At 45.6% G+C, this 25,819-nt stretch carries 22 protein-coding genes and 1 other RNA gene; 10 read left to right on the top strand and 13 right to left on the bottom strand.

The annotated features are described in order from the left end of the window. On the top strand, positions 1-305 hold a 305-nt coding region (locus D9T21_RS02200; RefSeq protein ID WP_164464549.1), incomplete at its 5' end, for a transposase domain-containing protein. 254 nt (positions 306-559) lie between these two features. On the opposite strand, the gene D9T21_RS02195 is transcribed toward D9T21_RS02200, so the two are convergent. From D9T21_RS02195 to D9T21_RS02170, 6 genes are all read right to left on the bottom strand, one after another. After that, positions 560-1,375, bottom strand: a complete 816-nt coding sequence (locus D9T21_RS02195; RefSeq protein ID WP_123323521.1) for a hypothetical protein — start codon at positions 1,373-1,375, stop codon at positions 560-562. A gap of 645 nt (positions 1,376-2,020) precedes the next feature. Then, positions 2,021-2,773 carry a hypothetical protein gene (locus D9T21_RS02190; RefSeq protein WP_123323520.1) on the bottom strand — a complete coding sequence of 251 codons (753 nt, stop codon included), beginning with the start codon at positions 2,771-2,773 and terminating at the stop codon, positions 2,021-2,023. Positions 2,774-2,775: 2 nt separating this feature from the next. Beyond that, positions 2,776-3,915, bottom strand: coding sequence for a hypothetical protein (locus D9T21_RS02185; protein WP_123323519.1), 1,140 nt, complete (start codon positions 3,913-3,915; stop codon positions 2,776-2,778). A 56-nt stretch (positions 3,916-3,971) separates the two neighbouring features. After that, positions 3,972-5,048: a site-specific integrase gene (locus D9T21_RS02180; RefSeq protein ID WP_123323518.1), complete on the bottom strand. Its 1,077-nt coding sequence runs from the start codon at positions 5,046-5,048 to the stop codon at positions 3,972-3,974. 40 nt (positions 5,049-5,088) lie between these two features. Further along, a protein-coding gene (locus D9T21_RS02175; RefSeq protein ID WP_123323517.1) for an IS3 family transposase occupies positions 5,089-6,257 on the bottom strand; the annotation gives its coding sequence in 2 pieces (ribosomal slippage) (positions 5,089-6,005 and positions 6,005-6,257; 1,170 coding nt in all). 45 nt (positions 6,258-6,302) lie between these two features. Continuing rightward, positions 6,303-6,491, bottom strand: coding sequence for an excisionase (locus tag D9T21_RS02170; RefSeq protein WP_123323516.1), 189 nt, complete (start codon positions 6,489-6,491; stop codon positions 6,303-6,305). Between the two features lie 102 nt (positions 6,492-6,593). Between D9T21_RS02170 and D9T21_RS02165 the strand changes: the two genes are divergently transcribed. Together D9T21_RS02165 and D9T21_RS02160 are read left to right on the top strand one after the other, a co-directional pair. Then, positions 6,594-7,523: a hypothetical protein gene (locus D9T21_RS02165; protein ID WP_123323515.1), complete on the top strand. Its 930-nt coding sequence runs from the start codon at positions 6,594-6,596 to the stop codon at positions 7,521-7,523. 16 nt (positions 7,524-7,539) lie between these two features. Beyond that, positions 7,540-8,094: a hypothetical protein gene (locus tag D9T21_RS02160; protein WP_123323514.1), complete on the top strand. Its 555-nt coding sequence runs from the start codon at positions 7,540-7,542 to the stop codon at positions 8,092-8,094. Positions 8,095-8,149: 55 nt separating this feature from the next. Here the strand turns inward: D9T21_RS02160 and D9T21_RS02155 are convergent, their stop codons facing one another. The 3 genes from D9T21_RS02155 to ssrA all read right to left on the bottom strand — a co-directional run bounded on the left by D9T21_RS02155 (position 8,150) and on the right by ssrA (position 10,765). Continuing rightward, the gene (locus D9T21_RS02155) at positions 8,150-8,560 is read right to left on the bottom strand and encodes an SEC-C domain-containing protein (RefSeq protein WP_123323513.1); all 411 of its coding nucleotides are present in this window, start codon (positions 8,558-8,560) and stop codon (positions 8,150-8,152) included. Positions 8,561-8,632: 72 nt separating this feature from the next. Further along, a complete protein-coding gene (locus tag D9T21_RS02150; RefSeq protein WP_123323512.1) occupies positions 8,633-10,180 on the bottom strand; it encodes a replication endonuclease in 1,548 nt (515 codons plus the stop codon). Between the two features lie 227 nt (positions 10,181-10,407). After that, positions 10,408-10,765: a transfer-messenger RNA gene (gene ssrA, locus D9T21_RS02145) on the bottom strand. A gap of 240 nt (positions 10,766-11,005) precedes the next feature. On the opposite strand from ssrA, the gene D9T21_RS02140 reads away from it, so the two are divergent. Together D9T21_RS02140 and D9T21_RS02135 are read left to right on the top strand one after the other, a co-directional pair. Then, complete coding sequence (locus D9T21_RS02140) at positions 11,006-11,971, top strand: XdhC family protein (RefSeq protein ID WP_123323511.1); 966 nt, start codon at positions 11,006-11,008, stop codon at positions 11,969-11,971. A gap of 64 nt (positions 11,972-12,035) precedes the next feature. Beyond that, entirely contained in the window at positions 12,036-12,887 is an 852-nt protein-coding gene (locus tag D9T21_RS02135) for an alpha/beta hydrolase family protein (RefSeq protein WP_123323510.1), read from the top strand. Positions 12,888-12,934: 47 nt separating this feature from the next. Here D9T21_RS02135 and smpB read toward each other — a convergent pair whose 3' ends face one another. Continuing rightward, positions 12,935-13,408, bottom strand: coding sequence for an SsrA-binding protein SmpB (gene smpB, locus D9T21_RS02130; protein ID WP_105934025.1), 474 nt, complete (start codon positions 13,406-13,408; stop codon positions 12,935-12,937). 153 nt (positions 13,409-13,561) lie between these two features. On the opposite strand from smpB, the gene D9T21_RS02125 reads away from it, so the two are divergent. Both D9T21_RS02125 and D9T21_RS02120 read left to right on the top strand, forming a co-directional pair. Continuing rightward, positions 13,562-13,993, top strand: coding sequence for a type II toxin-antitoxin system RatA family toxin (locus D9T21_RS02125; protein ID WP_123323509.1), 432 nt, complete (start codon positions 13,562-13,564; stop codon positions 13,991-13,993). Then, positions 13,990-14,349 carry an RnfH family protein gene (locus tag D9T21_RS02120; protein ID WP_123323508.1) on the top strand — a complete coding sequence of 120 codons (360 nt, stop codon included), beginning with the start codon at positions 13,990-13,992 and terminating at the stop codon, positions 14,347-14,349. Before D9T21_RS02125 ends, D9T21_RS02120 begins: the two co-directional genes overlap by 4 nt. A 41-nt stretch (positions 14,350-14,390) precedes the next feature. Here the strand turns inward: D9T21_RS02120 and D9T21_RS02115 are convergent, their stop codons facing one another. Next, positions 14,391-14,870, bottom strand: a complete 480-nt coding sequence (locus tag D9T21_RS02115) for a MarR family winged helix-turn-helix transcriptional regulator (protein WP_123323507.1) — start codon at positions 14,868-14,870, stop codon at positions 14,391-14,393. 23 nt (positions 14,871-14,893) lie between these two features. Next, a complete protein-coding gene (locus tag D9T21_RS02110) occupies positions 14,894-16,885 on the bottom strand; it encodes a BCCT family transporter (protein ID WP_206427215.1) in 1,992 nt (663 codons plus the stop codon). A gap of 278 nt (positions 16,886-17,163) precedes the next feature. On the opposite strand from D9T21_RS02110, the gene D9T21_RS02105 reads away from it, so the two are divergent. Both D9T21_RS02105 and D9T21_RS02100 read left to right on the top strand, forming a co-directional pair. Then, a complete protein-coding gene (locus D9T21_RS02105; protein ID WP_123323506.1) occupies positions 17,164-19,872 on the top strand; it encodes a TonB-dependent receptor in 2,709 nt (902 codons plus the stop codon). A gap of 84 nt (positions 19,873-19,956) precedes the next feature. Continuing rightward, complete coding sequence (locus D9T21_RS02100; RefSeq protein WP_123323505.1) at positions 19,957-21,927, top strand: tetratricopeptide repeat-containing sulfotransferase family protein; 1,971 nt, start codon at positions 19,957-19,959, stop codon at positions 21,925-21,927. Here the strand turns inward: D9T21_RS02100 and ppsR are convergent. Continuing rightward, positions 21,924-22,736 carry a posphoenolpyruvate synthetase regulatory kinase/phosphorylase PpsR gene (ppsR, locus tag D9T21_RS02095; RefSeq protein ID WP_123323504.1) on the bottom strand — a complete coding sequence of 271 codons (813 nt, stop codon included), beginning with the start codon at positions 22,734-22,736 and terminating at the stop codon, positions 21,924-21,926. The genes D9T21_RS02100 and ppsR overlap by 4 nt on opposite strands. A 189-nt stretch (positions 22,737-22,925) precedes the next feature. On the opposite strand from ppsR, the gene ppsA reads away from it, so the two are divergent. Next, positions 22,926-25,298, top strand: coding sequence for a phosphoenolpyruvate synthase (gene ppsA / locus D9T21_RS02090; protein ID WP_123323503.1), 2,373 nt, complete (start codon positions 22,926-22,928; stop codon positions 25,296-25,298). The last annotated feature ends 521 nt before the right edge of the window (positions 25,299-25,819 follow it).

The raw sequence follows: 25,819 nt of genomic DNA, 5'->3' as shown, positions 1-25,819 counted from the left end.
TCCTGAGTAACCCGGCGTTACCCCTGGATACCAATCATCTGGAACGGGCACTGCGGGTTATTCCCATGGGCAGAAAAAACTATTTGTTCTGCTGGTCTGAACTTGGGGCTGAGCAACTGGGTATACTACAAAGCCTGATGGTGACTTGCCGCCTGCAAGGCGTCAATCCCTACCATTACCTCGTGGATGTATTGCAGCGTGTAGCACTGCATCCGGCCAAAGACGTACTCGACCTGACGCCAAGAGTCTGGAAAGAGAGATTCGCGGACAAAAAATTAACGAGCGACTTAGATAAAATGGGGTGATCCGGGTCTATATTGATCGCTTACCTTGCTTTTTATCAACTCTCTTTTTTAACTTAGACAGGCTCTTGGTTTGGGAGATAAGTTTCAACAATAAAGCTCGAGCTTCCTCATTCCCAGAGTTGGCCTCTTTAGCTAATTGATTGGCTAATATACGAATGTCCATAACTTTCAATATTATGCCTCGTTAGTCCGATTAAAGCTCGATAGCCGTTTCTACAGTTACAATGACATCGTCAAAATGTATTGTAAACTCGTTAGTTATTTACAGGCTGTTTGTGTCGGTTTATTGCTTTGGCTCGCCGAGCTAATCTGGACTCATATTCAGATAGTTTTCGGTTGAGATATTCATCTACTAATGGTGGATACTTTGACTTTAGCCTTTCTAGTGGAAAGGAACTTGATAGGTCTATTGAATACTTAGCACATATCTTTATTGAAGAAGGGCTCAGTAGAATATTGTCCATTATATATGTGACTGCTTTTGCCACGGGTCTATGGTCTTCTGTGTTGTTACAAAAATCTATTAGCCAGTGGTATATTATTGATGTGGCTGAAGTAATTCGCAGTATTTCGCGTTGTGCCTTTTCTTCTCCGTAATGAAGACCATTAAGATTCTCAATGCGGCTTTTTAAACATAGGGGAGGAGACATTACCTTTACGACAACTTCATTTTCTCCAAATCGCATTTTGTCAGAATGAGCATGTACTTCTTTTGGGGTTAGCCCATATACTGTGGGAAGAAAATCTACAGCTTCAGAATCCTCGATAGTTCCTTTATTATTTAAAAACACTATTCCTGATTGTGGAGAGTGGTCGTCCATTTCTGGAATTCTGTATTCACCACCCCATATCCTTGCGCATTCAATGACTTCAGGCCTTCGTCCCATTAAGTCTAAGTCATCACTACTAAGAGATTCACTTTGTAAACCTGTTAACTGGTCAATTAAGTAGTGCTCAGCCCAGAGTAACAAAGCCTGACCGCCGATTAATACAATCCTATCTGCCAAGTCTTGTGGCAATTTAGATAATAGTCTTTCAGCTTCGTGGAGGGTATCGAAAGGGTCTATCAATGGTTAATTACGCAAAACCAAAACTAGCGCGAGACACTCTGCGATTGTTGGAGTTAAACTGTCGGGGAGAAGCCTTACGCTGAGCATAACTATCCATACGCTGCCTTTCTTTTTCCTCTAGGCGACGTTGGAATAAATTGTCAGCATCTGAATTTAGTAAGCTCTTCATAATACTCAGTTAGTGTGTTGTTGTAATATTAAACACTTACCAAGTATAAGATAGGGAACAAGGTCATCTGGTATGACCAGTTGTGTGGTTGATAAGCAGAATCAAAAAGGGGGTGATTAACTTTTCAAAGCCCAAACTAAACCATGTAATCCGAAAAATCCATTTCTTTGGAGCATTCGGAATAATCGCTTTGGAGTCCATAGATTTCCCCGAGAGGTGCGATAGTGGCGATTGAGAGTGGCACAAATGATTTTATAAGACGGTGTAGTTTACCTTCTCGATATCGCAATCTGTTGAACAAGGATAATTACCCGCAGCCCTTTAAAATCAAGGTGTGCAGAAGATGTGCGGTTAGCTGTTGACAGCTAGTGGGGGAGTAGTGGGTGATTCCACTACAGCCCGCGTCGTAGTTGGGCTGTAGTGGTATCGTAGTGGTGGAGCTGGCGGGATTTGAACCCGCGTTTATATATTTTTTATCAATCACTTACGTCATTTCCTGTATCTTCTATGTAAACATACTTCGAAACAAACCAACTACACTTGTCTATAGTTAAACACTTTTCTTGATTATTTTCACTGGACTCGTCCAATGGTTCTGGTGATGAAAACACAATGTAATACATTGATGCATTTTCAACAGTCACAAAGTAACTAAGCGTTCTTGACGAATTTGCTAGTGAAACCCATTTATGAAGTGGCTTAGATTTAATTTCATTCTGTTTAAGGGGAGCAACGTTTTTATACAAAGAAGGTTTTAATAACTTTGTGTATCCTAGCTTATCTTGAGAGGCATCTATTTTATATATTGTTAAGGGGGAGTTTTTTAAATCGTACTCGATCTTTGAATTACCTTTATTGGTAATGGTTACTTCTATGATTAATCCTTTTTGGGTTTTATCATAAGGAGAATTATATGGAATAGTTTTTGTTTTTATCTCTATTGTCGAACTGCTTGTTTCACTAATTTGACGACGAAACTCTTTTAGTTCGGCTTCAGCTTTTTCTTTGCTAATTATTGCCTGTTCTTTTGATTCAAGTGCGTCGAAAGTATATAAAGTCCAAACGCCAGCAACTACTACAGAAAGAGCTAAAACTATATTCTGTAATGTAGAAGATAAGCTAGAGATTCTATTAACATCAAATGAGCGAAAATAATGGCCTGCAAAAAGAAGGATGATCACAACTATGATCGATCCGCCTAACAACAATGATAGATTTAAAGTTTCCATTATTATTGTCCAGTTTCACCTTCTGAACTTACTTCGGGAAATATAACTGGCTTAGCGTTTGGCACTGCTTCTTCCGTAATGTTGATTGTTGTTTTCCTTCTCTCATCCAGTGACGCTAGTATGTTTCTTCTAAAGTCGTCAAAATGGCCAGCGGTCCTTAAGATTTCCGTTGATTCATGTATTTGGATCATATCTGTTTTAGAAATAAGGTCTGGTTGAACCGCTTCTTCAGCATTTGCCCCGAAGGAGCTCTGAACCAGTAAAGCCAATACTAGCAGCTTTTTTCTATATGAATCATCGGGCGAAATCTTTGGTACAAAACTCCAAATGCTTCCCGGTGATGCGAAACTTTGACTAGTTGTTAATGTAAACTTATCCTCGAGACCATAAATATAGTAGTTATCTTCAATGGAATTAAGAAATGTTGTTTCATCCGTAAGATCAATAGCATCATTAACTATGAAATCTGCTACCAGCTCTAATTTCTGAATTAGACGTTGAAATTCAGTGATGTGGAATTGACTAATATTATTTGTTTGTGAAATTCTAGTAGAAAAGTGGAGACCATCATCATTGATAAAGATGCTATACAACCAATGTTCTAATAACGTTTTATGTTTATCTAATGAAAACACCGCTTGACTGGAACGCAAACTTTCTCTTAACTGCCAAGGCATGTACGATTTTGTTCTGATTCCATCCCACTTTACCTTCCTTCTTAACATAAAATCTAATTTGGCAGTAGAGCGGTCGCCATTAGATTTCACTGCGAATAGCGGTTCTTTCTCTATGAAAGGCTCAGAGGTAACTGTTCCTATAAGAAGGGATTCATCTTTGGGAGTGATAATTGTATCACCAACCTGTATTTCGCCAATAAATGTTTTTGCAGTTCCAATACGCTTCGTTAATTGTGCAGTTGTCTCTCTCTCATCTTGATCTTGCTGTTGAACTATTTGATTAATATTAGCTTGAACTAAATCCATTTTTTCAGGTGTTATAAACCCTGAACTGGTTACTGGACAATCGTCAATATGGCCTATGGCTATACATTCGTTTTGTTGGAAATGATGTAGAAATGATGCGCCTATCCCTGGACGAACTACCCAATATCTCTTGGTTCCTTGAATTTCGATTAATTCCATTCTAAGCCTTTATCAAATAAATAATGTGTGCAAAATCAGAAGGGCGGCAAAGCTTTTCACTTCATATCTGTAGATGAAGGAATCCATCGACCATAAACTTTTCTTATCATTCCCCAATCAGCATGACCCATTTGTTTCGCAACCCACATTGGGTTTTTTCCTGAAGATAACATCATTGATGCGTAGGTATGTCTACACTGGTAAGGGTATCTGTATTCGATGTTAAGTCTATGTAGAGTTGGTTTCCAGATATATTTGCGTAACCCGTCAGCATATTTGTACTCTTTCCTAGTCTTTGGGTCAACAAAAACTCTTTTTGAATCAAAGAACTTTGACGATTTTACTGCTCTAAGAGCTTGAACAGCAAATTCATGTAGCTCTACAGTTCGAATACTCCCAGCTGTCTTAGGAGTTTTTTCTTTTCCAGAAGTAATATTCACTCGTATATGCGCAACGCGATTTTCAATATCCACGTCCTCCCAACGGAGTCCAAGCAGTTCACCGGTTCGTAGGCCTGTATAAAATGCAAATTGGTAAAACTCTTTATAAGGGGGCTGCAAAGCATTGAGTATTTTTTTGATCTCAGATTGATTAAAAGGCTTTGGCTCAATGGCTTCTTGTTTGTATCTTTCGATGCGCTCAACTGGGTTCGATTCGATTACACCATCAAAATAGGCTCGTTTAAAAATCTGGCTAAGTACATTTCGTGTTTCGTTAATCGATTTACCAGATAGCAAACTTTCTGATGCCCACTCATCGAACATACTGGCTTTAAATTCTGTAAGCTTCAAATGTCCCCAGTTTGGTTGAATATAGGAATTGTATTTTTGAGTGTAACCACGAATAGTCGTATGTGACCAGTTGCGCTGTTTTTGTTTGAACCAGATATTCGAGTATTCGTGTATGGTGAAATCGCAGTCGGTATCAAAAGCTTTTTGGAAGATTTTGCTATCCGAGTATTTAGCAACAATGGTTTCGTCATTCATGCTTATTGCATGCCTGAATAGAGTTTCTCTATCTTCTATTCGTCTTAATGCTGCTTTATTGTGAGGGGCAGGGATAGTTTCACGATAACGCTCGTTGTTTAATGTAAAGTCGATGACGTATCCGCCTTTTACTACCTTAACGCTCATTTGTTGTCTTGACGTGGTCAAGCAAATTCACACAACCCAGTTAAGCAGCTTTTCCTAAATTAGCCATGTCAGCTTCATATTGGTTTGGACTTTTGTAATCCAGGTATGAGTGCATTCTTTGGCTGTTATAAAACATAGTGATGTAATGCAGGATATCCTGCTGAGCAGCATGACGGCTCTGGTAATGACGCCATTGCACTCGCTCTTGTTTTAATGTTCCGAAGAAGCTCTCTACAACGGCATTGTCCCAACAATCACCTTTCCTGCTCATGCTACCTGTTACCTTGTACTGCGCCAGTAGCTGTCTAAATTGTCGGCTTGCATATTGCGAACCACGATCCGAATGATGTATCAGGCCTGCCTTGGGTTTACGTTGCCATAAAGCCATTGTTAACGCATCACACACAAGCTGAGCATTCATCCGTGAAGACATACTCCAGCCCACGACTTTGCGTGAGAACAGATCAATGACAACGGCCAGATACAGCCAGCCTTCCTGCGTCCAGATATAAGTAATGTCAGAGACATACGCCTGATCTGGCTTTTGCGCATCAAAGTCGCGTGACAGCACGTTATCGAATACAGGTTGTTGATGGTCACTGTTAGTCGTTACTTTGTATTTTCTACGCCGTTTTACGCTCACTCCGGCTTCTTTCATCAAGGTTCTTGTACGCTGTTTTCCAACCGGATAACCGAGCGAATTCAGCGCGCGTTTCATTCGTCTTACGCCATAGGTATAGTCACTGGCATCTGCTATTTTCTGTACCCATTCAATTAGCTCATCATGTTGTGGATCGGGTTCAAGTTGTTCATTTCGTCGCACGGCACTGTAATAGTTATGGCGACTGACTCCCAGAACCTGACACATCAGACTAATCGGCCAGGTCTTCTTATGTTGGGTAATGAAACCGTATTTCACTTGGTTTCTTTGGCAAAGAAGACCGTCGCCTTTTTTAGGATCTCTTTCTCCATTTTCAGGCGTTTATTTTCTTCTCTCAACCGACGGATTTCTTCCTGCTCCGGCGTTAATTTGCCATTGCCACGAAATGCGTGAGCGCCTTCTGATTCTTGCTCTTTAAGCCAGCGGCCTAACATATTCGCGCTAATACCAAGACTACGTGCAGCCTCAGCAATCTTGTAATTTTGTTCTGTAACCAGACTAACAGCGTCCAGTTTGAATTCTTTTGAATAGCTTTTTCGCGTTTTCATATACACTCCAGTTGAGATAATTATCCCTTAACTGGCTGTGTGAATCTATTGGAGCACGTCATCTCCTTTTATCCATTGGTGAATCATTTCAACAGCAAACATAAGCCTGCCATCAGGTGCTTTGAAGTAATGCTCATTACAGATCCAAACACCCTTTTTAACCTTCATGCGAATCGCTTCCTGAGAGTAGCCAAGTAACTCAGCAAGTTTGTTTGTTGTAACCAATTGGTTCATGTTTTCATGCCTCCGTATTAACTTGGGGCTAGCATGGTCTGTTTGGGTCTGGTAAAACAGAGTCGGAACGGGTACGGAACAGGTTACTTTTTAAATAAAAATATGGATATTCAAGAGTTTAAAGGATCACTAGAAACAGCTATAGATTTCTTCGATAAGCATGAAATATCGTTGTTAAAAGGTCAGGAAGTAGCAAGGGCGCTCTGTATATTGTCACTTTCTTCCGTTGAAAACGGGATTGATGTACGAAATATTTACTTTGATTATCAGGAGATTTATAAGGCCGTTTGGGGAAGCGAAGTTGAGGCTAATAAGGCTTCACAGATGGTTAGGAAACACAGTGATATTATCAAGGGTTGCTTTGAAGCCGATAGTGAGCTGAATACACATTTAAACGCGAATGGTAATGCTGGTTTAAATTTGCAGATTGAATCGACTAAAGGTGGCCATAAAACGCAAATATTCTTATTGAGTAGAGAAGAAAAAAGTAAAGACCTCAATCGACAAGGTCCGATTCACGTTATTAGCTATTCTCCTGTACAGCTTCCTAAAGTCTATAGTTTAACGAAACCATTCTTAGATTTACGGTTACAGCCCTTAGTATTTACAGCTTTTGCAATGATATTAATTACAATAGCAGTTGTCGCTTTCTTTTCCTTTATAGGGTTTATCAACTGGGGGAGCAAGCCACTTAATATAGTCATAATTCTAAGCATGTTTCCTGCTGGTTATGTGCTTCTTAAGATTCATGAAATTATGGAAAAAGGCGTTACTTCACTGCCAATTTTCATGGCTCCGGTAACAACGCGAAATGCAATGTTAGTTCTTACGAAAGAACGGCAGAATGATCAAGTAGCCCTAAAAATGAAAGCTATAGTATACGATTGTAAATGCGGAATGTGTGGCGAAAATATTCTCATTGAGAAAAGCCGCGAATTTAGAGGCCGGTATATTGGTAAATGTGCTGTTGCTCCGACCGAGCATATTTATTCCTTCGATCACGTATTGAAAACGGGCAAGTTTCTAAGGTAACTGAAAGGACAAAAAAATGAGTGATTGGGATTTCCTACATGATATGCATAACGAAGGCTATAGCGCAGAGCAAATAGCAGATGCCGCAGGGTGTGGTTACAATCCATGGGATTACAAGCCTCCTGAAGGCTGGGAAGTTATAGATTTAGAGAGCGAATTTAAACCTAGCGTAGAAATAGACCCTGTAATTGCAGTGATTTTCGAAAATTTAGTCGAAAGTGCGTTTACATATCACTCGGTGACAGGTCGTTACCTTCAAATCTGGGGAGAACTAGGGGAGTTGTTTGCTGAAGTGCATCTCGGCATAAAAAGACACAAACCCTATACCCAAGGTTCTGATGGAAAAATAGGCAATGACTTCATTGAAATAAAAACCATTTCACCTGAAAAAACAAATGACAAAGTTCAGGTAAAGCGGGCTGGAAATTTCAATAAATTACTTATCGTTAAAATAAGCGAAAACTTCGATTTTGACGTTAGATTAATAGCAAGGAAAGAACTGTCTAAAGGTGATGGAAAGTACGCCCGAGTTTCTTGGGCAACTGCAACAAAAAAGGATGATGCTTCATAAAACTAGGACGAAGCATCATCTTTGAGTCTAGATTGTTAAAGAGCTATTTGGCTGGCTAAAATATTTCAGGTAGTTGGAGGAAACGAATTGCTCCGAATTTCTCTTTTGCAATGTCCATAGCATCGTCAGGCTCTGAGTAACGAAAACTGAATTTCATTTGACCTGCTTCTTCGCCCATTACAAACCAATCACCAGGCTTTAGCATATTGAATTGGATCATCTGATTGTGAAGGTTGGCTAAGTAAGGATTGGCCTGTATCACCTGACAACAAGCGAGTTCAAAGTCGATTTCAAAAGGGGATACTTTTGCATATTCTTTAGTGAATCCATAAAACACGGTAACGCCGTTATAATCTGGAATATCAACGTTTTGTTCATCAGGAATTTTCTGATTCTTGAATAAACAGCAGTGTTTTAACGGTTTCCCGCTGCCACAGCTGCAGGGGATGCTAAGGGGTTCTCTCATTTTTATTGCTCTCTATTTTTCGATGATTAATGTTCAGTACAGTTATTTACACAAGTCCAAGATACCTTCGGTTTAGGGCAGGCCGCCTAGCGGCGAGCCTGCCTCAAACCTTCGGTGACTCAATGACGCCGCGGAGCCTGCATGGCTGCCATAAACGGCAGGCATGCAGCCTCCTAGGTCATCGAGTGACGAAAAGAGCGTCCAGCCTTTGTTTGCTATTGGATGACGTGCAGAAACAGAAAGGATGGTTTTGGGTTTGCTGTTATAAGCGTGTTTTGAAAGCAATTCGGGAGAAATATCTTCAAACATTGCTTTCACCTGCTTCTCATATTCGAGGGCGAAGGGGCGTTCTACCTTGCGCTTATTGGTGCCGCCCATCATTAGCATGTAAGCCAGCCAATCAGATGAATCTGCAGCCTGCCTGAGCTGGTCTAACTCAAAGTCTTTAATCGAACCATCGACTTTCCGAAGTTGCCGCCAGAGTGAAACGGAGGGTAAGCCGATGAACTGAAACTGTCTGATTTTGTAGAGTGAAGCCCAAGCAGCGATTCTCGATGCGGCGACTTTTGCATCATTACCGTACTTGTCAGTATCGAGATATTCGCCGTCGATGTTTTTGCAGATGTATTTGGCGATATAGTCTTGTGCTGAGCCTTTTTCCTCGCGGATTTCTTCTGCTTTAAAGCGGCTTTCTCTCGCGCCAGATTCTTCACCGTCATGCTCCATTGCATAATGACGTAAGATTTCTGTTACCCGTGTAGCTCTCTCCGGTGGCATAAATAGCATTAAGTGCCAGTGTGGTGTGCCGTCATGGTGAGGTTCAACGACTCGCAGGCCATACACGTTGATTTCTTCTCTGTCGAACTGCGCCCGTGCTTTCTGCCACTGGCTATTTAAATAATCACTGGCATCTTTAACAGTAAGTTTTTGATATTTAGGATTCGCTTTCCCTGATTTGTAATGGGAGTGAAACTTGGAGGGCGTTGTCAGAATGTAGAACCAGCCGCAATCGCCCTGTAATTTTGAAAATTCCTCAGTGCCTTTAATTCTGACCATGAGTTCAGCGCGTCTGATCTTCGGATTGGAGACATTGGCGTTATATGCATCCAGCATGGAAATAAACTCACCGTCTGCACTACAGGACCATTTGTTTTCCATGAAGGCATGAGCTTGTTCTTTCTCCCACTGGTGCTGACGTAGCCTGTCTTGGCTGCAATAGGTGCTTTTCGCCTGATTTACTAAATCTAACTGACGACGGACTTCTTCCATCTTTTGTGTAGAGAGAGCTTTCAGTTTCTTAAACCAGAATTTGTCGGAACGAAGCAGCGAGAGGGCTTCGGTCTGCGACATATCATCCGGGATGGTAAAACCATAGCGGCTGAATTTGCTGATGCAGAACTGGAAAGCAACGTCAGTCGACATGTGAGCGGTATCTCGCATGCACTCTAAGGCTTTCTGCTTGGAAAAGTTCTTTAGTTCGGCAATGTCTTTGGAAAGATTGAGATCAGCAACTTCTAGTTCTTTATCCAATCGGGCTAAAAAGCGGTTAGCTTCAATATAGCTGCTTTGTTGACTGATTTTGAGGTATTTATGCGCCACATCATAGGCTATAGGCGGCATTTTATCGAAAATGCGTTTTCGGAACAGATGGCATTCACGTGTACCTATTCCGCGCGTTAACTCGTCGGGTGAAGTGACAGATTCACGACATGGAAGTACAGATTCGCGACACTCTGAAGCCCTATTTAGACCGTCGGAGACCGAATGTGAATTTTGATGTGATTCGCTGGAGCCAGCGTTTTTAGTGGGATGGAGCGGTCTAGGATGGTCTAGACCGCTTCCGCATTTGGTGGAGCTGGCGGGATTTGAACCCGCGTCCAGAAAATGTCTACCTTTGGTACTACATGCTTAGTTTGTCTTTTATTTAACTACTTTAGACCCCGACAAACAGGGTTCCTGGTAGCTGTCCTGATACTATTTCGCGGTTCAACCTCAGGAGAGTTTCCCTCGCTAGTCTACTTATATGACCTTCCAAAATCCTGGCTAGCAGACAGAGCTTAGGTGGAAGGGCCTATGCCGGTTATTAAGCGGCTAGTGCGTAGTTTTCGTCGTTTGCGACTATTTAAATGCGGCTTTTTAAGAGGCAAACCGCTCCTCTGCATGCACCTCCAGCTTCCTAGATCCTGTCGAATCCTAATCAGCCCCGGAGATCGTTACTATTAAACCAGAGAGTTTTTGCCCTCTGAATGCTGTCTAATATGGGGCGGATACTAACTTATTCAAGGGGGAAGTACAAATATAAACGCCTTTATGGCGACTGGTTGCTGCTTTGCTGAGCAGCTAAGTGCTGGTTATCGCTGGATTTACCGCAGTGATATGATCTATGTTGGTGTTTTGTGCTTAATTGTTTACATTATCAATAAGTAATCTTAAGAAGTGTTCATTATGCAACCCATGGATGTCTCAGTGTTAAGCCGGGTGAATGATTGGCTGGCAGCGGGTAAACCGTTTTGGTTTTGTACGGTGCTGGCTACCTGGGGCTCTTCACCGCGGGAGCCGGGCAGTTTGTTTGCAGCTTCGGCCAGCGATGACTGGGTGGGCTCCTTGTCCGGCGGTTGTGTGGAAGATGACTTTTTGTCCCGACTGGGCGCTAACGAGTTTAGTGCCCAGGCGCAGATTGTACGTTACGGCGAAGAAGGCGGGCAGCAGGCTATAAGCTTACCCTGTGGCGGGATCCTTGATGTGCTGGTAGAGAAAATCACGCCGGATGAAAACCAAAGTGCGCACTTTGCAGCGTATCTGAATTGTCTGTTAGGCAAGGATGTGAAAGTTCGAGAAGTGAACACGGCTACGGGTGTGAGCCGTTTGAGTGAGGTTACAGAGCATACGCCAGCGGTTAGCTGGCAGGCTGATGCCAGCCATGTTGCACTTCGTATTGGTCCGGCAAGGCGTTTGGTTATTGCTGGTTATTCGCCGGTCGCAGAATATTGTGCCCGTTATGCTCAGTCTCTCGGTTTTGAAGTGATTATTTGTGAGCACCGCGAAGCGGAACAGGCACTGTGTAATATAGAAGGTTGCCGGTTTGTGCCGGATTTTGCCGCCGACTATATTATGAAATCAGGTAATGTGCACAGTCACACAGCTGTAGTGGCGTTAACGCACGACCCGCGCGTGGACGATCTTACAATGATGGAAGCGGTGCATACCGAAGCCTTTTACATAGGCGTGATGGGCTCTAAACGTACATCGGCCAAGCGGGCAGAACGACTGCAGCGGGTAGGGCAGCTCACTGATGAACAGCTAAGCCATATTCATATGCCTATTGGCCTGGATATCGGCAGTAAAACGCCCGCGGAGATTGGCCTCGCCGTGATGGCAGATATCGTCCGCGCGTATCGCCAGCCGGATTAATTGCCACCTACCGAACTCATTTCATGGTAGGTTATTCACTTCTTTGTTTTCTCGGAGCTTTTTCATGAAAGTCTGGCTGATTGCCGTAATGCTGAGTGTGCTGCCGCTGGTTTCCTATGCGGGTGAAGTCTCTTTACGCTTAAATAACGGCGAGTACGAAATCCCTGCTATCGCAAACTTACCTGATTCTGAACAGGCGGTGCCGGCTGTGGTGTTATTACACGGTACGGCATCCCACAAAAATGAAGTCGGCAACCTCTATGTGCGCCTGGCAGCAGCGCTGGCAGATGTGGGGATTGGCTCAATACGTATCGATTTTGCCGGTACCGGTGATAGTGAAGTAAGTTATCGGCATTACACGCTCGAAAGCGCCGTGCGGGATGCCACCGTGGCACTAAACTATATGCAGGCACAACCTCGGGTAAATGCTGAAAAGTTAGGCGTTGTGGGCTTTAGTCAGGGCGGTCTGATAGCCCAGCTACTCATTGCTCAATCGCCGGTATTCGACTCTTTTGTGGCATGGTCTTCGGTGGCCAGCGACAGCGTGAGCGCCTTTAGACCGATGTTCGACAGTATGTACCAAAAGGCCAAACAGCAAGGTTATGTTACCCAGGAATACACCTGGCGGGCACCACTGGATATTTCCCTTGAATGGTTTGAACAGGTAAAAGCCAATAAGTCACTTACCAATATGGCTACTTACAACGGTGCATTGCTGGCGATTGCGGGTAGCGCCGATAAAGTGGTGCCGGCCGAAAACGCATTACGGCTGATTGAGGCCACCAGTGCATACCCCGCGCAGGCCGTTATTATCAAAGATGCCAGTCACATTTTTAATGTGCTCAACGAACAGGCGGGAGAGGACGAACAGCTTCTGCAATTAACCGTGCAGTGGTTTGCACAAACATTACTATAAGTAGAAATAAAACAGGGTGCCACGGCACCCTGTTTTCAGTTGTTGTTTTACGCCTTGTGTTTCATCACCCGGGCTTTCTGACGTTCCCAGTCACGGTCTTTAATGGTGTCGCGTTTATCGTGAGACTGCTTTCCTTTCGCCAGATAAATTTCCAGTTTCACCCAGCACTTTTTCCAGTACATGGCGGTGGCTACAATGGAGTAACCTTGGCGGTCTCGCGCACCAATAAGGCGGTCTATCTCGCGCTGATTAAGCAGCAATTTACGGGCACGCTCAGGCTCGCAAATAACATGCGTTGAGGCCTGATTAAGCGGCGTAATACGGGCACCTACCAGATACGCTTCACCATTTTGGATGATCACGTAATTATCGGTGATATTCACTTTGCCCTGACGAATACTTTTGATTTCCCAGCCTTGCAGTGCAATGCCGGCTTCCATTTTGTCTTCGAGATGGTAATCGTGACGCGCTTTTTTATTCAGCGCGATGGTACCGGAGGTATTGGATTTATTTTTCTTCATGGCGGCTATTATACTGATTACATAAATGTTGTCTCGTATTTCCTGCGCTGGCCGCTAAAAATTTCCTGGCATTTTATGTGATCCACAACAGCTTATTTTCAAAATAAATTTTATGGTAAACTCAGCAGCAACTTGCAGGAGTACAAAATTCGTATGCCGAAAATACAGCGCAGCGCTCTGGTTGCTTACAGTGCGCAATCCATGTTTGATTTAGTTAATGATGTTGAGTCTTATTCTGAGTTTCTGCCCGGCTGTAGCGACAGCAAAATTGTGAGCCAGCAGGGTAACGCCATGCAGGCCGCATTGCTGGTTTCCAAAGCGGGAATAAAGCAGTGGTTTACAACTCAGAACGTGTTGGAACCTGCTCAGAGTATCAGTATGACCCTGGTAGACGGGCCGTTTAAGCAATTGAGTGGCGGCTGGACATTTTCTTCGTTGTCGGAGTCGGCCTGTAAAATAGAGCTAAGCCTGCAGTTTGAGTTTAAAAACAAAATGATCGAACTCGCCTTTGGTAAAGTGTTTAATTCGCTTGCCGCAAGCATGGTTAACGCCTTTACCCAACGCGCTAAAGTAGTGTACGCCTGATGGATGAACCGATTAATATTGAAGTGGCTTATGCCACGCCTGCCAAACAGTCGCTCATCGAACTGACCGTGCCGAAAGGTTCAACGGTAGAGCAGGGGATCCTCGCGTCGGGCATTACGGATATTCACCCCGAAATCGATTTAAAAACCGCCAAAGTAGGTGTGTGGAACCGGGTGTGTAAACCGTCGGTAGAACTGCAGGATGGAGACCGCATAGAAGTTTACCGACCGCTGATTGCCGATCCCAAAGAAGTGCGTAAGCGTCGTGCCGAAAAAGCCGTGCAGGAAGGAAGAGCAGATAAAGTCACCGGCGGGCGACTCAATCCGTTAAAAGCAGATAAACAAAAGGCCGATTAAATCGGCCTTTTTTGTACGAGTTTACCGCTAAGCGGCCAGGTTTAATCGTGACGCTCGGTAAGCGTACCAACCGCCAGTACCGGCGAGGCATCAATCGATTCAGCATCCATCATCGACGCAATGCGCTGCATGGTGGCTATCATCTGACTTTGTTCCCACTCGGCTAACTGATTAAAGCGCTCAACAAAGTGTTCCTGCAGCGGACGCGGTGCTGTTGACACCGCCTTTTCACCCGCTTCGGTAAGATAAACACCCACTTTACGCTTATCCTGAGTGCTGCGGATACGATGCGCCAGGTCACGCGATTCAAGGCGGTCAAGAATATTGGTAATTGTTGCCGGACTCAAATTAATCCCGTCAGCAATTTCCTTTACCATAATGCCTGGTTTTGCTGCGATATTTTGTAATACGAGTAGCTGTGGGCCGGTAATGCCCACATCTTTACTCAGCTGTTTACTGCGTAAGTCTACCGCACGTATCACACGTCGTAACGCTACCAGTAATTCTTCTTCTTTACGCATTAATAGTAATACTCCTGAATGCATTAATTAAGCAGATGCAAAAAGTGCTGATGTTTCTGGAACTGATCCAGCACATCATTGATCACGCCGTCTTTCGACCAGCCCATCAGATCGTAATCCTGACCACCCTCAGACAGATGAACTTCGGCGCGATAGTAGGTTTGAATCGCGCTGGCTTCTTCTGCCGTTTCGTTGGTCAGTGTTGAATCGGGTTGCTGTGTAGCGGTTAAGTATACCGCATAAGTAAAGTCATTCTGACCATTTACCAATACCGTCAGCTCTACGTGTGTGTCACTGGACTGTAAGCTGGCATCGTACTGGCGGCGTTTAAACTCCTCGCACACTTCGTGCAGGGCAGGATAAACCACGCGTAACATGTAGCCGGAGACTTTCTTTTCGTCCGGGAAGGTAACAATTTCACCTAACCGTTCTTTCCAGGGCTTATCATGCTCCACCACGGCAGTCTGCATGGCAGTAATAGCCAAACTATCCCGTTTATGCTTCTCGATACGCAGCGACTTAAGCAAGCCGTACATCGCTACCAGCAAAATAATCGAAAACGGTAATGCTGCAACAATAGTCATGGTTTGTAAGGCGTTGAGTCCGCCAGCATAAAGCAAGATTGCGCCAACCAGTCCTACGCCAACAGCCCAGTATACGCGTTGCCATAATGGCGTGTCGTTACGACCATGGGAGCACAGCATATCAACTACCATTGCACCTGAGTCACAGGATGTAACAAAGAACACCATCACCATTAGCAGCGCAATAATACTGATAAAGCCACTGAACGGGAAGTGCTCTAAGAAGACAAACAGGGCAACCGAGGTATCATCCTTTACCATGGTAGCCAGCTTATCAAAACCTTCGCTAAACACCATATCTATTGCGGCGTTGCCGAATATAGTCATCCAGAACAGGGTGAAAGCAGTGGGGATCAGTAATACACCCAATACAAATTCGCGCAGCGTTCGGCCAAACGAAATACGGGCAATAAACAATCCTACAAACGGCGCCCAGGCTAACCACCAACCCCAGTAGAAAATGGTCCAGCCGCCAATCCAGTCGGTCTTTTCGTAAGCGAACAGATTGAATGTATTACGGATAATATCCGACACGTAAGCACCGGTATTCTGTAAATACGCTTGTAACAGAAATACGGTGGGGCCTAGTACCAAAATGAATACCAGCAAGACTACTGCGAGTATCATGTTGGTTTCTGAAAGGCGGCGAATCCCTTTATCCAGACCGGTCATTACGGAAATGATGGCCAGGCCTACTACAAACATCATCAGGGCCATTTGTGTAAAGGTGGTGTTAGGCATACCAAATGCATAGCTCAAACCGGCGTTAATCTGACTGGCGCCAAATCCAAGCGATGTAGAAATACCAAAAATGGTTGCTGTAACGGCCAGAACATCTACCACATGACCCTGCCAGCCATAAATCTTATCGCCAATCAGCGGATAAAGGGTGGAGCGCAAGGTCAGGGGTAACTGGTGTCTGAAGGCATAATAGCCCAACACCAGGGCTACCACGGCATAGATTGCCCAGGCATGCAGCCCCCAGTGGAAAAAGGTGGTTCGCATGGCTTCTTTAACTGCCTCCACTGAATTCGCTTCTGCGGTTGGCGGCGCCATAAAGTGCATTAACGGTTCAGCTACGCCGAAAAACATCAAACCGATACCCATACCAGCGGCAAACAACATGGAAAGCCAGGTAAGAATAGTAAATTCGGGTTTGGCGTGATCCGGGCCGAGGCGGATTTCACCGTATTCAGAGAACCCGATATAAACAACAAAAATCAGAATAGTCGCTACGGTAAATACGTAAAACCAACTGCCGTTTTCCACTACAGACGACTGCATGGTCGAAAACAGACTCTCTGCGGTTTCGGGCATGATTACCGCAAACAACAGCAGCATAAGAATTGCGCCGGAGGCTGCGTAAAAGACAGGTTTATTTAGCTTGGCTGGTGCCGGATTTTCGTGCTTGGGCGTTGTTGTCTGACTCAAGTTATATCCTGTTATTGAAAGATAAATAAAACAATTTACGTACAATATACAGCAAACCGACCTGTCAAAACACTTTCTTACAAATAATTAGTGTGGAATTAAATGTGTGATCCTGCTTGCATTGATTTTCGTAGAGATTCTGTTTTAAAACTTAAATTATTGGCAGATTATTAGTTAGTACAGAAATTTAAAGTTATTTCTGCTAAGCTTTATCACAATAAAAATGAATCAATAATAAATAATTCAGCTCACTTCAAATAAAGTAGGAACATAGTTCTATGAGAAAAACACACCTTAGTTGTGCAGTCATTGCTGCGCTAGCATCTAATGGCGTGCTTGCTCAGGCAAGCGAATCAAAGGCTTCCATCGAAACCATCGAAGTTACAGCCACCAAGCGTACTGAATCTATTCAGGACGTGCCGGTAGCCGTATCAGCCTTAAGTGGCGATGCCCTGGAGAACATGGGTATCGACAACTTCCAGGACTACGTAGAATTCTTACCTAATGTTGTGTTCCAGGGCACCGGTCCCGGGCAAAACGAAATCTACATCCGTGGTGCTGCGACTACTCAGTCAAGCATCACCCTGTCGTCAGTTCAGGCACTGCAGCCTTCGGTTGCGTTCTACCAGGACGAAATGCCGGTTTCCATGGCCGGTCGTAACCTGGATATCTTCGCGACCGACGTTGAGCGTGTCGAAGTCCTGCCGGGGCCACAAGGTACCCTGTTTGGCGCCAGCTCACAGGCCGGTACTGTACGTTTAATTACCCGTAAGCCAGACCATGCTGGTTTTGCGGCTGGTTTTGATACCGCCATCGCCACCACCAAAGGCGGTGAAATGAGCAATACGGTTGAGGCGTACATTAACTTAACGCCTACCGATGACTTAGCGCTGCGCGTGGTTGCTTATAACGACAAGCAGGGCGGCTGGATTGATAATATCGAAAACGATCCGGGTAACGGCGGTTACATCGGTAGTGCTGTGGTAGTAGACCGCATTTCTGGCGGTGTACTGGCCGGTTACGGTGCAGATCCGGCTGAGATGGATTCTCGCCGTATCGTGAACAACGGCATTACGCCAAGCACAGCTGCCGTGGTATCACCACGCAACAGCCAGCATGTTGAAGATGACTTTAACGACGCAGTGTATGCCGGTGCGCGTTTTGGTTTGTCTTACCACATTAATTCAGACTGGGATTTACTGGTTCAGCACACGCAGCAATCGCTGGATACAGAAGGCGTATTTGCTTACGACCCAACAGTCGCTGAAGACCAGGCAATTCGTTTCCAGGCTGATGAAAACTCAGATGAGTTTGGTTTAACCACCTGGACCGTAGACGGCCGTTTAGACAAACTTGATGTGGTGTACACCGGTGGTTACTTAGATCGTGAAATCGATACCCTTACCGATTACACCGGCTACACCAACGGTGGTCTGTTCTCAGCCTACTACCTGTGTAACCACTACGACACGCCGGATAATCCTGCTGATATCCGCTGTCTGGACCCGGTTAAATACTACAAAGAAGACACTACCAGCACCCGCATGACGCACGAATTCCGTATCGACACTAAGTTCGACGCGCCATTCCGCATCACTGCCGGTTTATTCTACGACGAGCAGGAAGTGGCTACAGTCGGTCAGTTTAAGATTGCTAACACCGAAATGACCACCTTCGGCTTTGATAACTTACAGCGCACCCTGGTGGGCAATGAAGGTATCAACAGTGACGGCGGTCCGTTCCCGTCTGAAATCAGCTTTGCTAACGACATTACCCACAAAATCGAGCAGATTGCGGTATTCGGTCAGATGGAATATGACATCACCGACAGCTTAACTGCGAGCTTAGGCGCACGCTGGTATCAGATTGACGATATCTACACCGGTTCAACCACTACCGTTGACGTAACCCGCCGTGTTAAAGCGTTCGGCTCAATGGATCCGGACGAACTGGCAGCCGTTGGTCTTGACCCGGATGCAGTAGCGGCAGCTGTAGCCAGCGGCCAGCTTGAAGTTGGCGATTTAGGCTCTGACGGCGTTTTAACCGTAGACGACACTATCTTTAAGTTTGGTCTGGACTGGAAGGTAAGTGATGACGTGCTGTTATTCACTAACTACTCAGAAGGTTTCCGTCCGCCGGTGACTAACCGTGTAGGTGGTGGTCTGTCAAACAACCAGTCTGGCGCGTTTGAAGGCTTCCGTATCCCTGTGTACTCCACCACGGATACCCTGGATAACTACGAAGTGGGTATGAAAGGTGATTTCTTAGACGGTATCGTGCGCATCAACGCCACGGCTTACTACTCTGAAATCGGCGAACTGCAAACTTCACGTTTCGACCCCACAAACATCAGCTTCCTGGTATTTACCGATAACGTAGGTGATGCTGAGATTAAAGGTTTGGATGCTGATATCACCTGGCTGGCCACTGATGATTTAGTGGTAAATGCTGCGTTCAGTTTAATTGATACTGAGTTGACTCGTGTTAACCCAGAGCTTGAAGGCATTGCCGCTGGTGTGGGTAGCGAACTGCCTTACACCGCTACTTTCTCTGGTAACATCAATGCGCGTTACTACTTTGAGCTGGATGGCGGCCAACAAGGCTTTGTTAATGCCTCAGTTGCTTACACCGGTGACCGTTTAGCCGGCATGGTAATGGACGCCTATGTAATGGAAGATGCCACCCGTCACATCTACGGTATGGGCTCTGGTCTTAAAATCGAAGACGAAGCAGCCGTATACGAAGGTGCTACTTTCACCGATGGTGACGGTAATGCGTTCCGCGGTGGTCGTTATGTACAGGAAAGCTACGTGATCAGTAACGTGTCGGTGGGCATGTCTGATGATAGTTGGAAAGTAGAGCTCTTTATCGACAACCTGTTCGATGAATCCGCTATCCTGAACATCGATACCCAGCAGTTCACGCCTAAGGTGGTTACAAACCGTCCACGCACAATGGGTGTACGTTTTTCTTTCGATTATTATTAATAACTGATATTAATACATAATAAGAGCTAAAAGGCAGGCGTAAGCCTGCCTTTTTCGTCGCCAGTTAAAAATACAGCAGCCGTTATGACTCAAGATTTTTCAAACCAGTTTCAGGCGATAAAGCAGTCGTTGCAAACCAAAAACCTTACCGCAGCAATGGAAAATATAAGTGCTTTGAAAGCGGTGGAACTGCCGGTTGCGCTGCGCATTGAGCTGCTTTATTTATCGGCAGTAACACAGCGTTTGGCAAATCAGTTCGACCAGGCTTTACAGGAGCTCGGCGAGTTATTACATCTGCGGCCTGAACATGGCCGCGCATATCAGGAACAGGCGTATAATTTTTTAGCACTGGATCAGCAGGATAAAGCGGCCAGCGCATTTTTTCGCGCTACCCACTATAACCCTGCGCTGATCACCAGTTGGAAACAACTACTTAAAATTTATCAGCAGCATCAGGATACCACTGCCGAGCAGCTGGCTTTGCAGCATATTGCTCATCTGGAGCAACTTCCGCCGCCCATTCTGGGCGCGTATGACCTGATGTATGAAAAACAGCTGGCTACTGCAGAGAAAGTCTGCCGCCAGTTTTTACAACAACATAAACATCACCCTGAAGGCATGCTGTTACTGGCAGAACTGGGCATTCAGCTCAAAGTTTATCATGATGCAGAATTTTTATTAGAAAGCTGCGTTGCCCTTTATCCGGATAATCTCAGAGCCGTGATTGCCTATCTTGGCCTGCTGGCCAAGCTCGGTAAACATCAGCGGGTGGTCGAAATCAGCGATGAACAGCTCTCTGCCTATCCGGACAACTTACAAATTCTGATGGCCAAAGCCAATGCGCTACTGGGAATTAACCGCACCGAAGACGCCATCACTATATTTTCAGAATTATTGAGCGCCGACGAAGACCGGCCCGGCGTATGGTTGGCATTAGGCCACGCCTACAAAACCACTGGTAATAAACAACAAGCGGTTGAGGCTTATCTCAAAGCGGCCCACTATCATCAGCAGTTTGGCGATGCCTACTGGAGCCTCGCTAATATGAAGTCGTATACGTTTGACGGTGAGGCGCTGCAGGATATGGCAGATATTGAAGCACAGTCATCCATCGGCGTTGAAGACCGCATACATCTGTGTTTTGCTCTGGGCAAAGGATTTGAGGATGCCGGCCAGTTTGAAAAGTCATTTACCTACTACGAAAAAGGCAATCGCTTAAAGCTTATCTCTACCGGCTACGATATTGCGCGTACAGAAGAGGCTATGGCTGCGCAGGTTGAAGCATGTCGCGGCGACAGTTTTGCTAATCTGCATGGCGGCTTTCCGTCACCAGAGCCTATCTTTATTGTGGGAATGCCGCGGGCGGGCTCAACCTTGCTGGAACAGATCCTGGCGTCACACTCTGATATCGACGGCACCATGGAGCTGCATAATATTCTCAGTCTGGCTTCATCAGTTGGGGCGCAGTTAAACGAAAGCGGCAAGCCATATCCTTATTCACTTGCCGAACTATCAGTTGAACAATGCTATGAACTGGGTAAGCAATATATTGAGCAAACCCGTTATTACCGGGGCTCAGCACCGTTTTTTATCGATAAGATGCCGAATAACTTTATGCATGTGGGTTTTATTAAACGCATACTGCCCAATGCAAAAATTATCGATGCGCGGCGTGATCCGATGGATTGTTGCTTCAGCAACTTTAAGCAACTGTTTGGTGAAGGTCAGGAGTTTTCTTACGGACTGGAAGAAGTGGCGCGTTATTATCAGGCTTACCAAAAGCTTATGGACCACTGGGACGAAATCTTACCCGGCGCGGTATTACGTGTTCAGCACGAAGACGTGCTGGATGATTTAGACGGGCAGGTTAAGCGAATGCTGGATTACCTTGGCGTGCCTTTCGAGCAGGCCTGCCTGGACTTCCATCAAACCGACCGACTCATCAAAACGCCCAGTGCCGAACAGGTTCGCCAACCGATCAATCGCAAAGGGCAGGGGCGCTGGCAACCCTTTGAAGCGCATCTTGGCCCTTTGCTGAAACGCTTCCGCGCTTAGTATTTACGTCGTTGCAGGCCGGTCTCAGCAAGTATTTTGGCTGAGATCTCCTCGATGGAGTATTTGGTACTGTTTAAGAACGGTATTTTCTCTTTACGGTATAAGTTTTCAACTTCACGCAACTCCATACGGCATTGTTGTATAGAGGCATAGCGGCTGTTAGCCCGGCGTTCTGAGCGAATTTGGCTGAGTCGTGATGCCTCGATAGTCAGACCAAACAGCTTTTGCTTAAACTGGCGCAGGGCCGGCGGCAGTTTCAGCATGTCTCCCATATCTTCTTCGGTGAACGGGTAGTTAGCCGCTTTAATGCCATATTGCAGGGCCAGATATAAACTTGTTGGTGTTTTACCGGAACGCGATACACCCACTAAAATAATGTCGGCTTCTTTATAATCCTTAAGATTTGATCCATCGTCATTCGCCAGCGCGTAGTTAACTGCCTCAATACGAATATCGTAGGTTTTTTCGTGAATACTGTGGGTGCGGTGTTTTTCTGGTTTTGATGGCACACCTATGATTTTTTCCAGCGGCGCTACAAACTGGTCGAGAAAATTGTAGTTAATTCCCACAGATCTTGCGATGACTCGCCGAATATCCGGGTTTACAACTGTATAAAAAACGAGCGGGCGTTCCCCGGTATCTTGAAAACTTTCAGATATTTTTTCAATTACTGCGTAAGCCTGTTCTTCAGTTTCAACAAAAGGAATTGTCTTGTGATTGAATTCTGTAGGGAAAAGTGACAATAAAGCGTGGCCAAACACCTCTGCCGTAATGGCAGTACCGTCCGAAATGTAAAATGCTGTGCGCACAACAACTCCTTAACTTTGTCGTAAATTTATTACGAAATGAAATAAAATTTTACTTTCTTATAATCGGCATTTTAGAATTTCCCTATGGAAAAGCCAGCCTGAATTAATTTCAGTGATGGTTTAACCTCTACCCTACAAGTTCACATTTAAGTGAGCGTAAAGAAAAAGTGACAAGCTGGAGGCTGTAAAGTGCAAGAATACGTACTTTGGTATCAAGAGTTAGGCATGCACGATGTAAATCGTGTTGGCGGTAAAAATGCCTCGTTAGGTGAGATGATCTCAAACCTGGCGAACGCGGGTGTAAAAGTACCTGGAGGATTTGCAACAACAGCTTACGCGTTTAATGAATTTTTAGAGCAAAGCGGACTTGAAGCTAAAATTCATGAAGTGCTCGACTCATTGGATGTCGACGACGTCGGTGCGTTAGCCGAGGCAGGTAAAAATATTCGTCAGTGGATTATCGATACGCCTTTCCAGGGCAAACTCGAAGAAGAAATTCGCACCGCGTTTGTTACCCTGCAGGGTGATGCCGGTGACGAAGCGTCATTTGCGGTACGTTCTTCTGCCACTGCAGAAGATATGCCGGATGCCTCATTTGCAGGTCAGCAGGAAACCTTCCTTAACGTGAAAGGCTATGATGCCGTTATCGTGGCTGTTAAGCACGTATTTGCGTCACTGTTTAATGACCGCGCGATTTCCTACCGTGTGCACCAGGGCTACGATCACAAAGGCGTGGCACTGTCTGCTGGCGTGCAGCGCATGGTACGCAGTGATATCGCTTCGTCGGGTGTAATGTTCACCATCGATACCGAATCAGGTTTCGAAGACGTAGTGTTTATTACCAGCTCATTTGGTCTGGGCGAAATGGTGGTACAAGGCGCCGTAAACCCCGACGAATTTTACGTTCACAAACCAACCCTGGATAGCGGCAAGCCAGCCATTGTGCGCCGTAACCTGGGTAGCAAATTAACCAAGATGATTTACTCTGCGGATCAGAGTCATGGTAATCAGGTTACCATCGTTGACATCGATCCGGCCGACAGCAAAACCTTCTCGTTAACCGACGAAGAAGTGCAGGCACTGGCCAAGCAGGCGCAAATCATCGAAAAACACTACGACCGTCCAATGGACATCGAATGGGCCAAAGACGGCGCCGATGGCCAGCTGTACATTGTTCAGGCCCGTCCTGAAACTGTACGCAGCCGTGAAGATGCACAAACCATCGAACGCTTCCAACTGAAAGGCTCTGCAGGGATCGTATGTGAAGGTCGTGCCATTGGTCATAAAATTGGTGCAGGTAAAGCCAAAGTGCTTGGCTCTATCGATGAAATGGACAAGATCCAGGCCGGTGATGTACTGGTTACCGACATGACCGACCCGGATTGGGAACCGATCATGAAGAAGGCCTCAGCGATTGTCACCAATCGAGGAGGGCGTACCTGCCATGCGGCAATCATTGCCCGCGAGCTTGGTATTCCTGCCGTAGTAGGTTGTGGTAACGCCACCGAATCGATTAAAGCCGGCGACGCTATTACTGTTTCTTGTGCCGAAGGTGATACCGGGTATATCTACAATCAGGAACTGGAATTCGATGTCACCACGTCACAGATTGATTCCATGCCTGAATCACCTACCAAAGTGATGATGAACGTGGGTAACCCGGATCGTGCATTCGATTTTGCCCGCTTACCCCACAAAGGTGTTGGTCTGGCGCGACTGGAATTTATCATCAACCGTATGATTGGTGTGCATCCTAAAGCGTTGCTGAACTTCGATTCTCAGCCTGAAGAGCTGAAAGAAGAAATCAGCGATATGATTGCCGGTTACGAGTCGCCTAAAGAGTTCTACATCCAGAAGCTGGTCGAAGGTATTTCTACTATCGGTGCGGCCTTCTCGCCAGAGAAAGTGATTGTGCGGATGTCTGACTTTAAGTCCAACGAATACTTCAACCTGGTAGGTGGTTATCAGTACGAGCCGGACGAAGAAAACCCAATGCTGGGTTTCCGTGGTGCCAGCCGTTACGTGTCAGAAGATTTCCGCGACTGTTTCGCGCTTGAGTGTGAAGCCATTAAACGTGTTCGCAATGTGATGGGCTTAACCAATGTTGAGATCATGATCCCATTCGTACGCACCGTGGAAGAAGGTCGTCAGGTTATCGAACTACTGGCAGAGCAAGGGCTTAAGCAAGGCGAGAATGGCCTGCGCGTAATTATGATGTGCGAACTGCCGTCTAATGCGTTACTGGCCGATCAGTTCCTCGATATCTTCGATGGTTTCTCGATAGGCTCTAACGATATGACGCAGCTTACCCTGGGACTGGACCGTGACTCAGGCCTGATTGCTCACCTGTTTGAAGAACGCAATGATGCAGTTAAAGCTCTGCTTTCTATGGCGATTCAGGCGGCCAAAAAACGTGGCAAGTACGTGGGCATCTGCGGTCAGGGCCCATCCGATCACGAAGACTTCGCTGCGTGGCTGGTAGAGCAGGGCATTGACTCAGTATCGCTTAACCCGGATACCGTAGTTGAAACCTGGTTATACCTGGCTGAAAACCTCGGTTAATAACGGTTTACTAAATCTGTGAAAGGCCAGCAAATGCTGGCCTTTTTTGTTTGCCCAGCGAAGCTGGCAAACCCGTCAGGTTGAAAGAAACCTGAATCACCCTGACTGAGGGGAAGATAATCCGAATGGCAAGGGCGTTGCTGGCCAACGGCAGGGTTCGAAGGAAGCCATAGGAAGTTAGAAGTACACAACGAAAGTGAACCTGATTCGGCAAGGCAGGAGGGTAAGCGTGCAAAATAGCGCGAAGCCCGATACTCAGTCAGTCCTGTTTTGTGTTTGAGGGTGGAATTTCTAACAGGGAGCCAGTGCAGTAACTGGGGAAGCCTGACACCGTCTCTGGTGATAAGCCAGAAGCATTTGTACGAGAGGAGACTCGAGGCAGGTGTTGGTGCGAGGTGGCAGATGAAGCTGTAGTAGTGAGTAAGGTTCGGCCTGTGAAAGCCAGTAATGGTGTGGAGGATAAAACCGGACTGACCATCTGCATTAAGTCAGATGGAGTCTTTACAGCCAAAAGCTGATAA

It is taken from the genome of Marisediminitalea oceani, assembly GCF_003731635.1.
Classification (GTDB): Bacteria; Pseudomonadota; Gammaproteobacteria; order Enterobacterales; family Alteromonadaceae; genus Alteromonas; species Alteromonas oceani.
The sequence above is the reverse complement of the archived record's forward strand: the minus strand, read 5'-3'. Positions and strand labels throughout refer to the sequence as shown.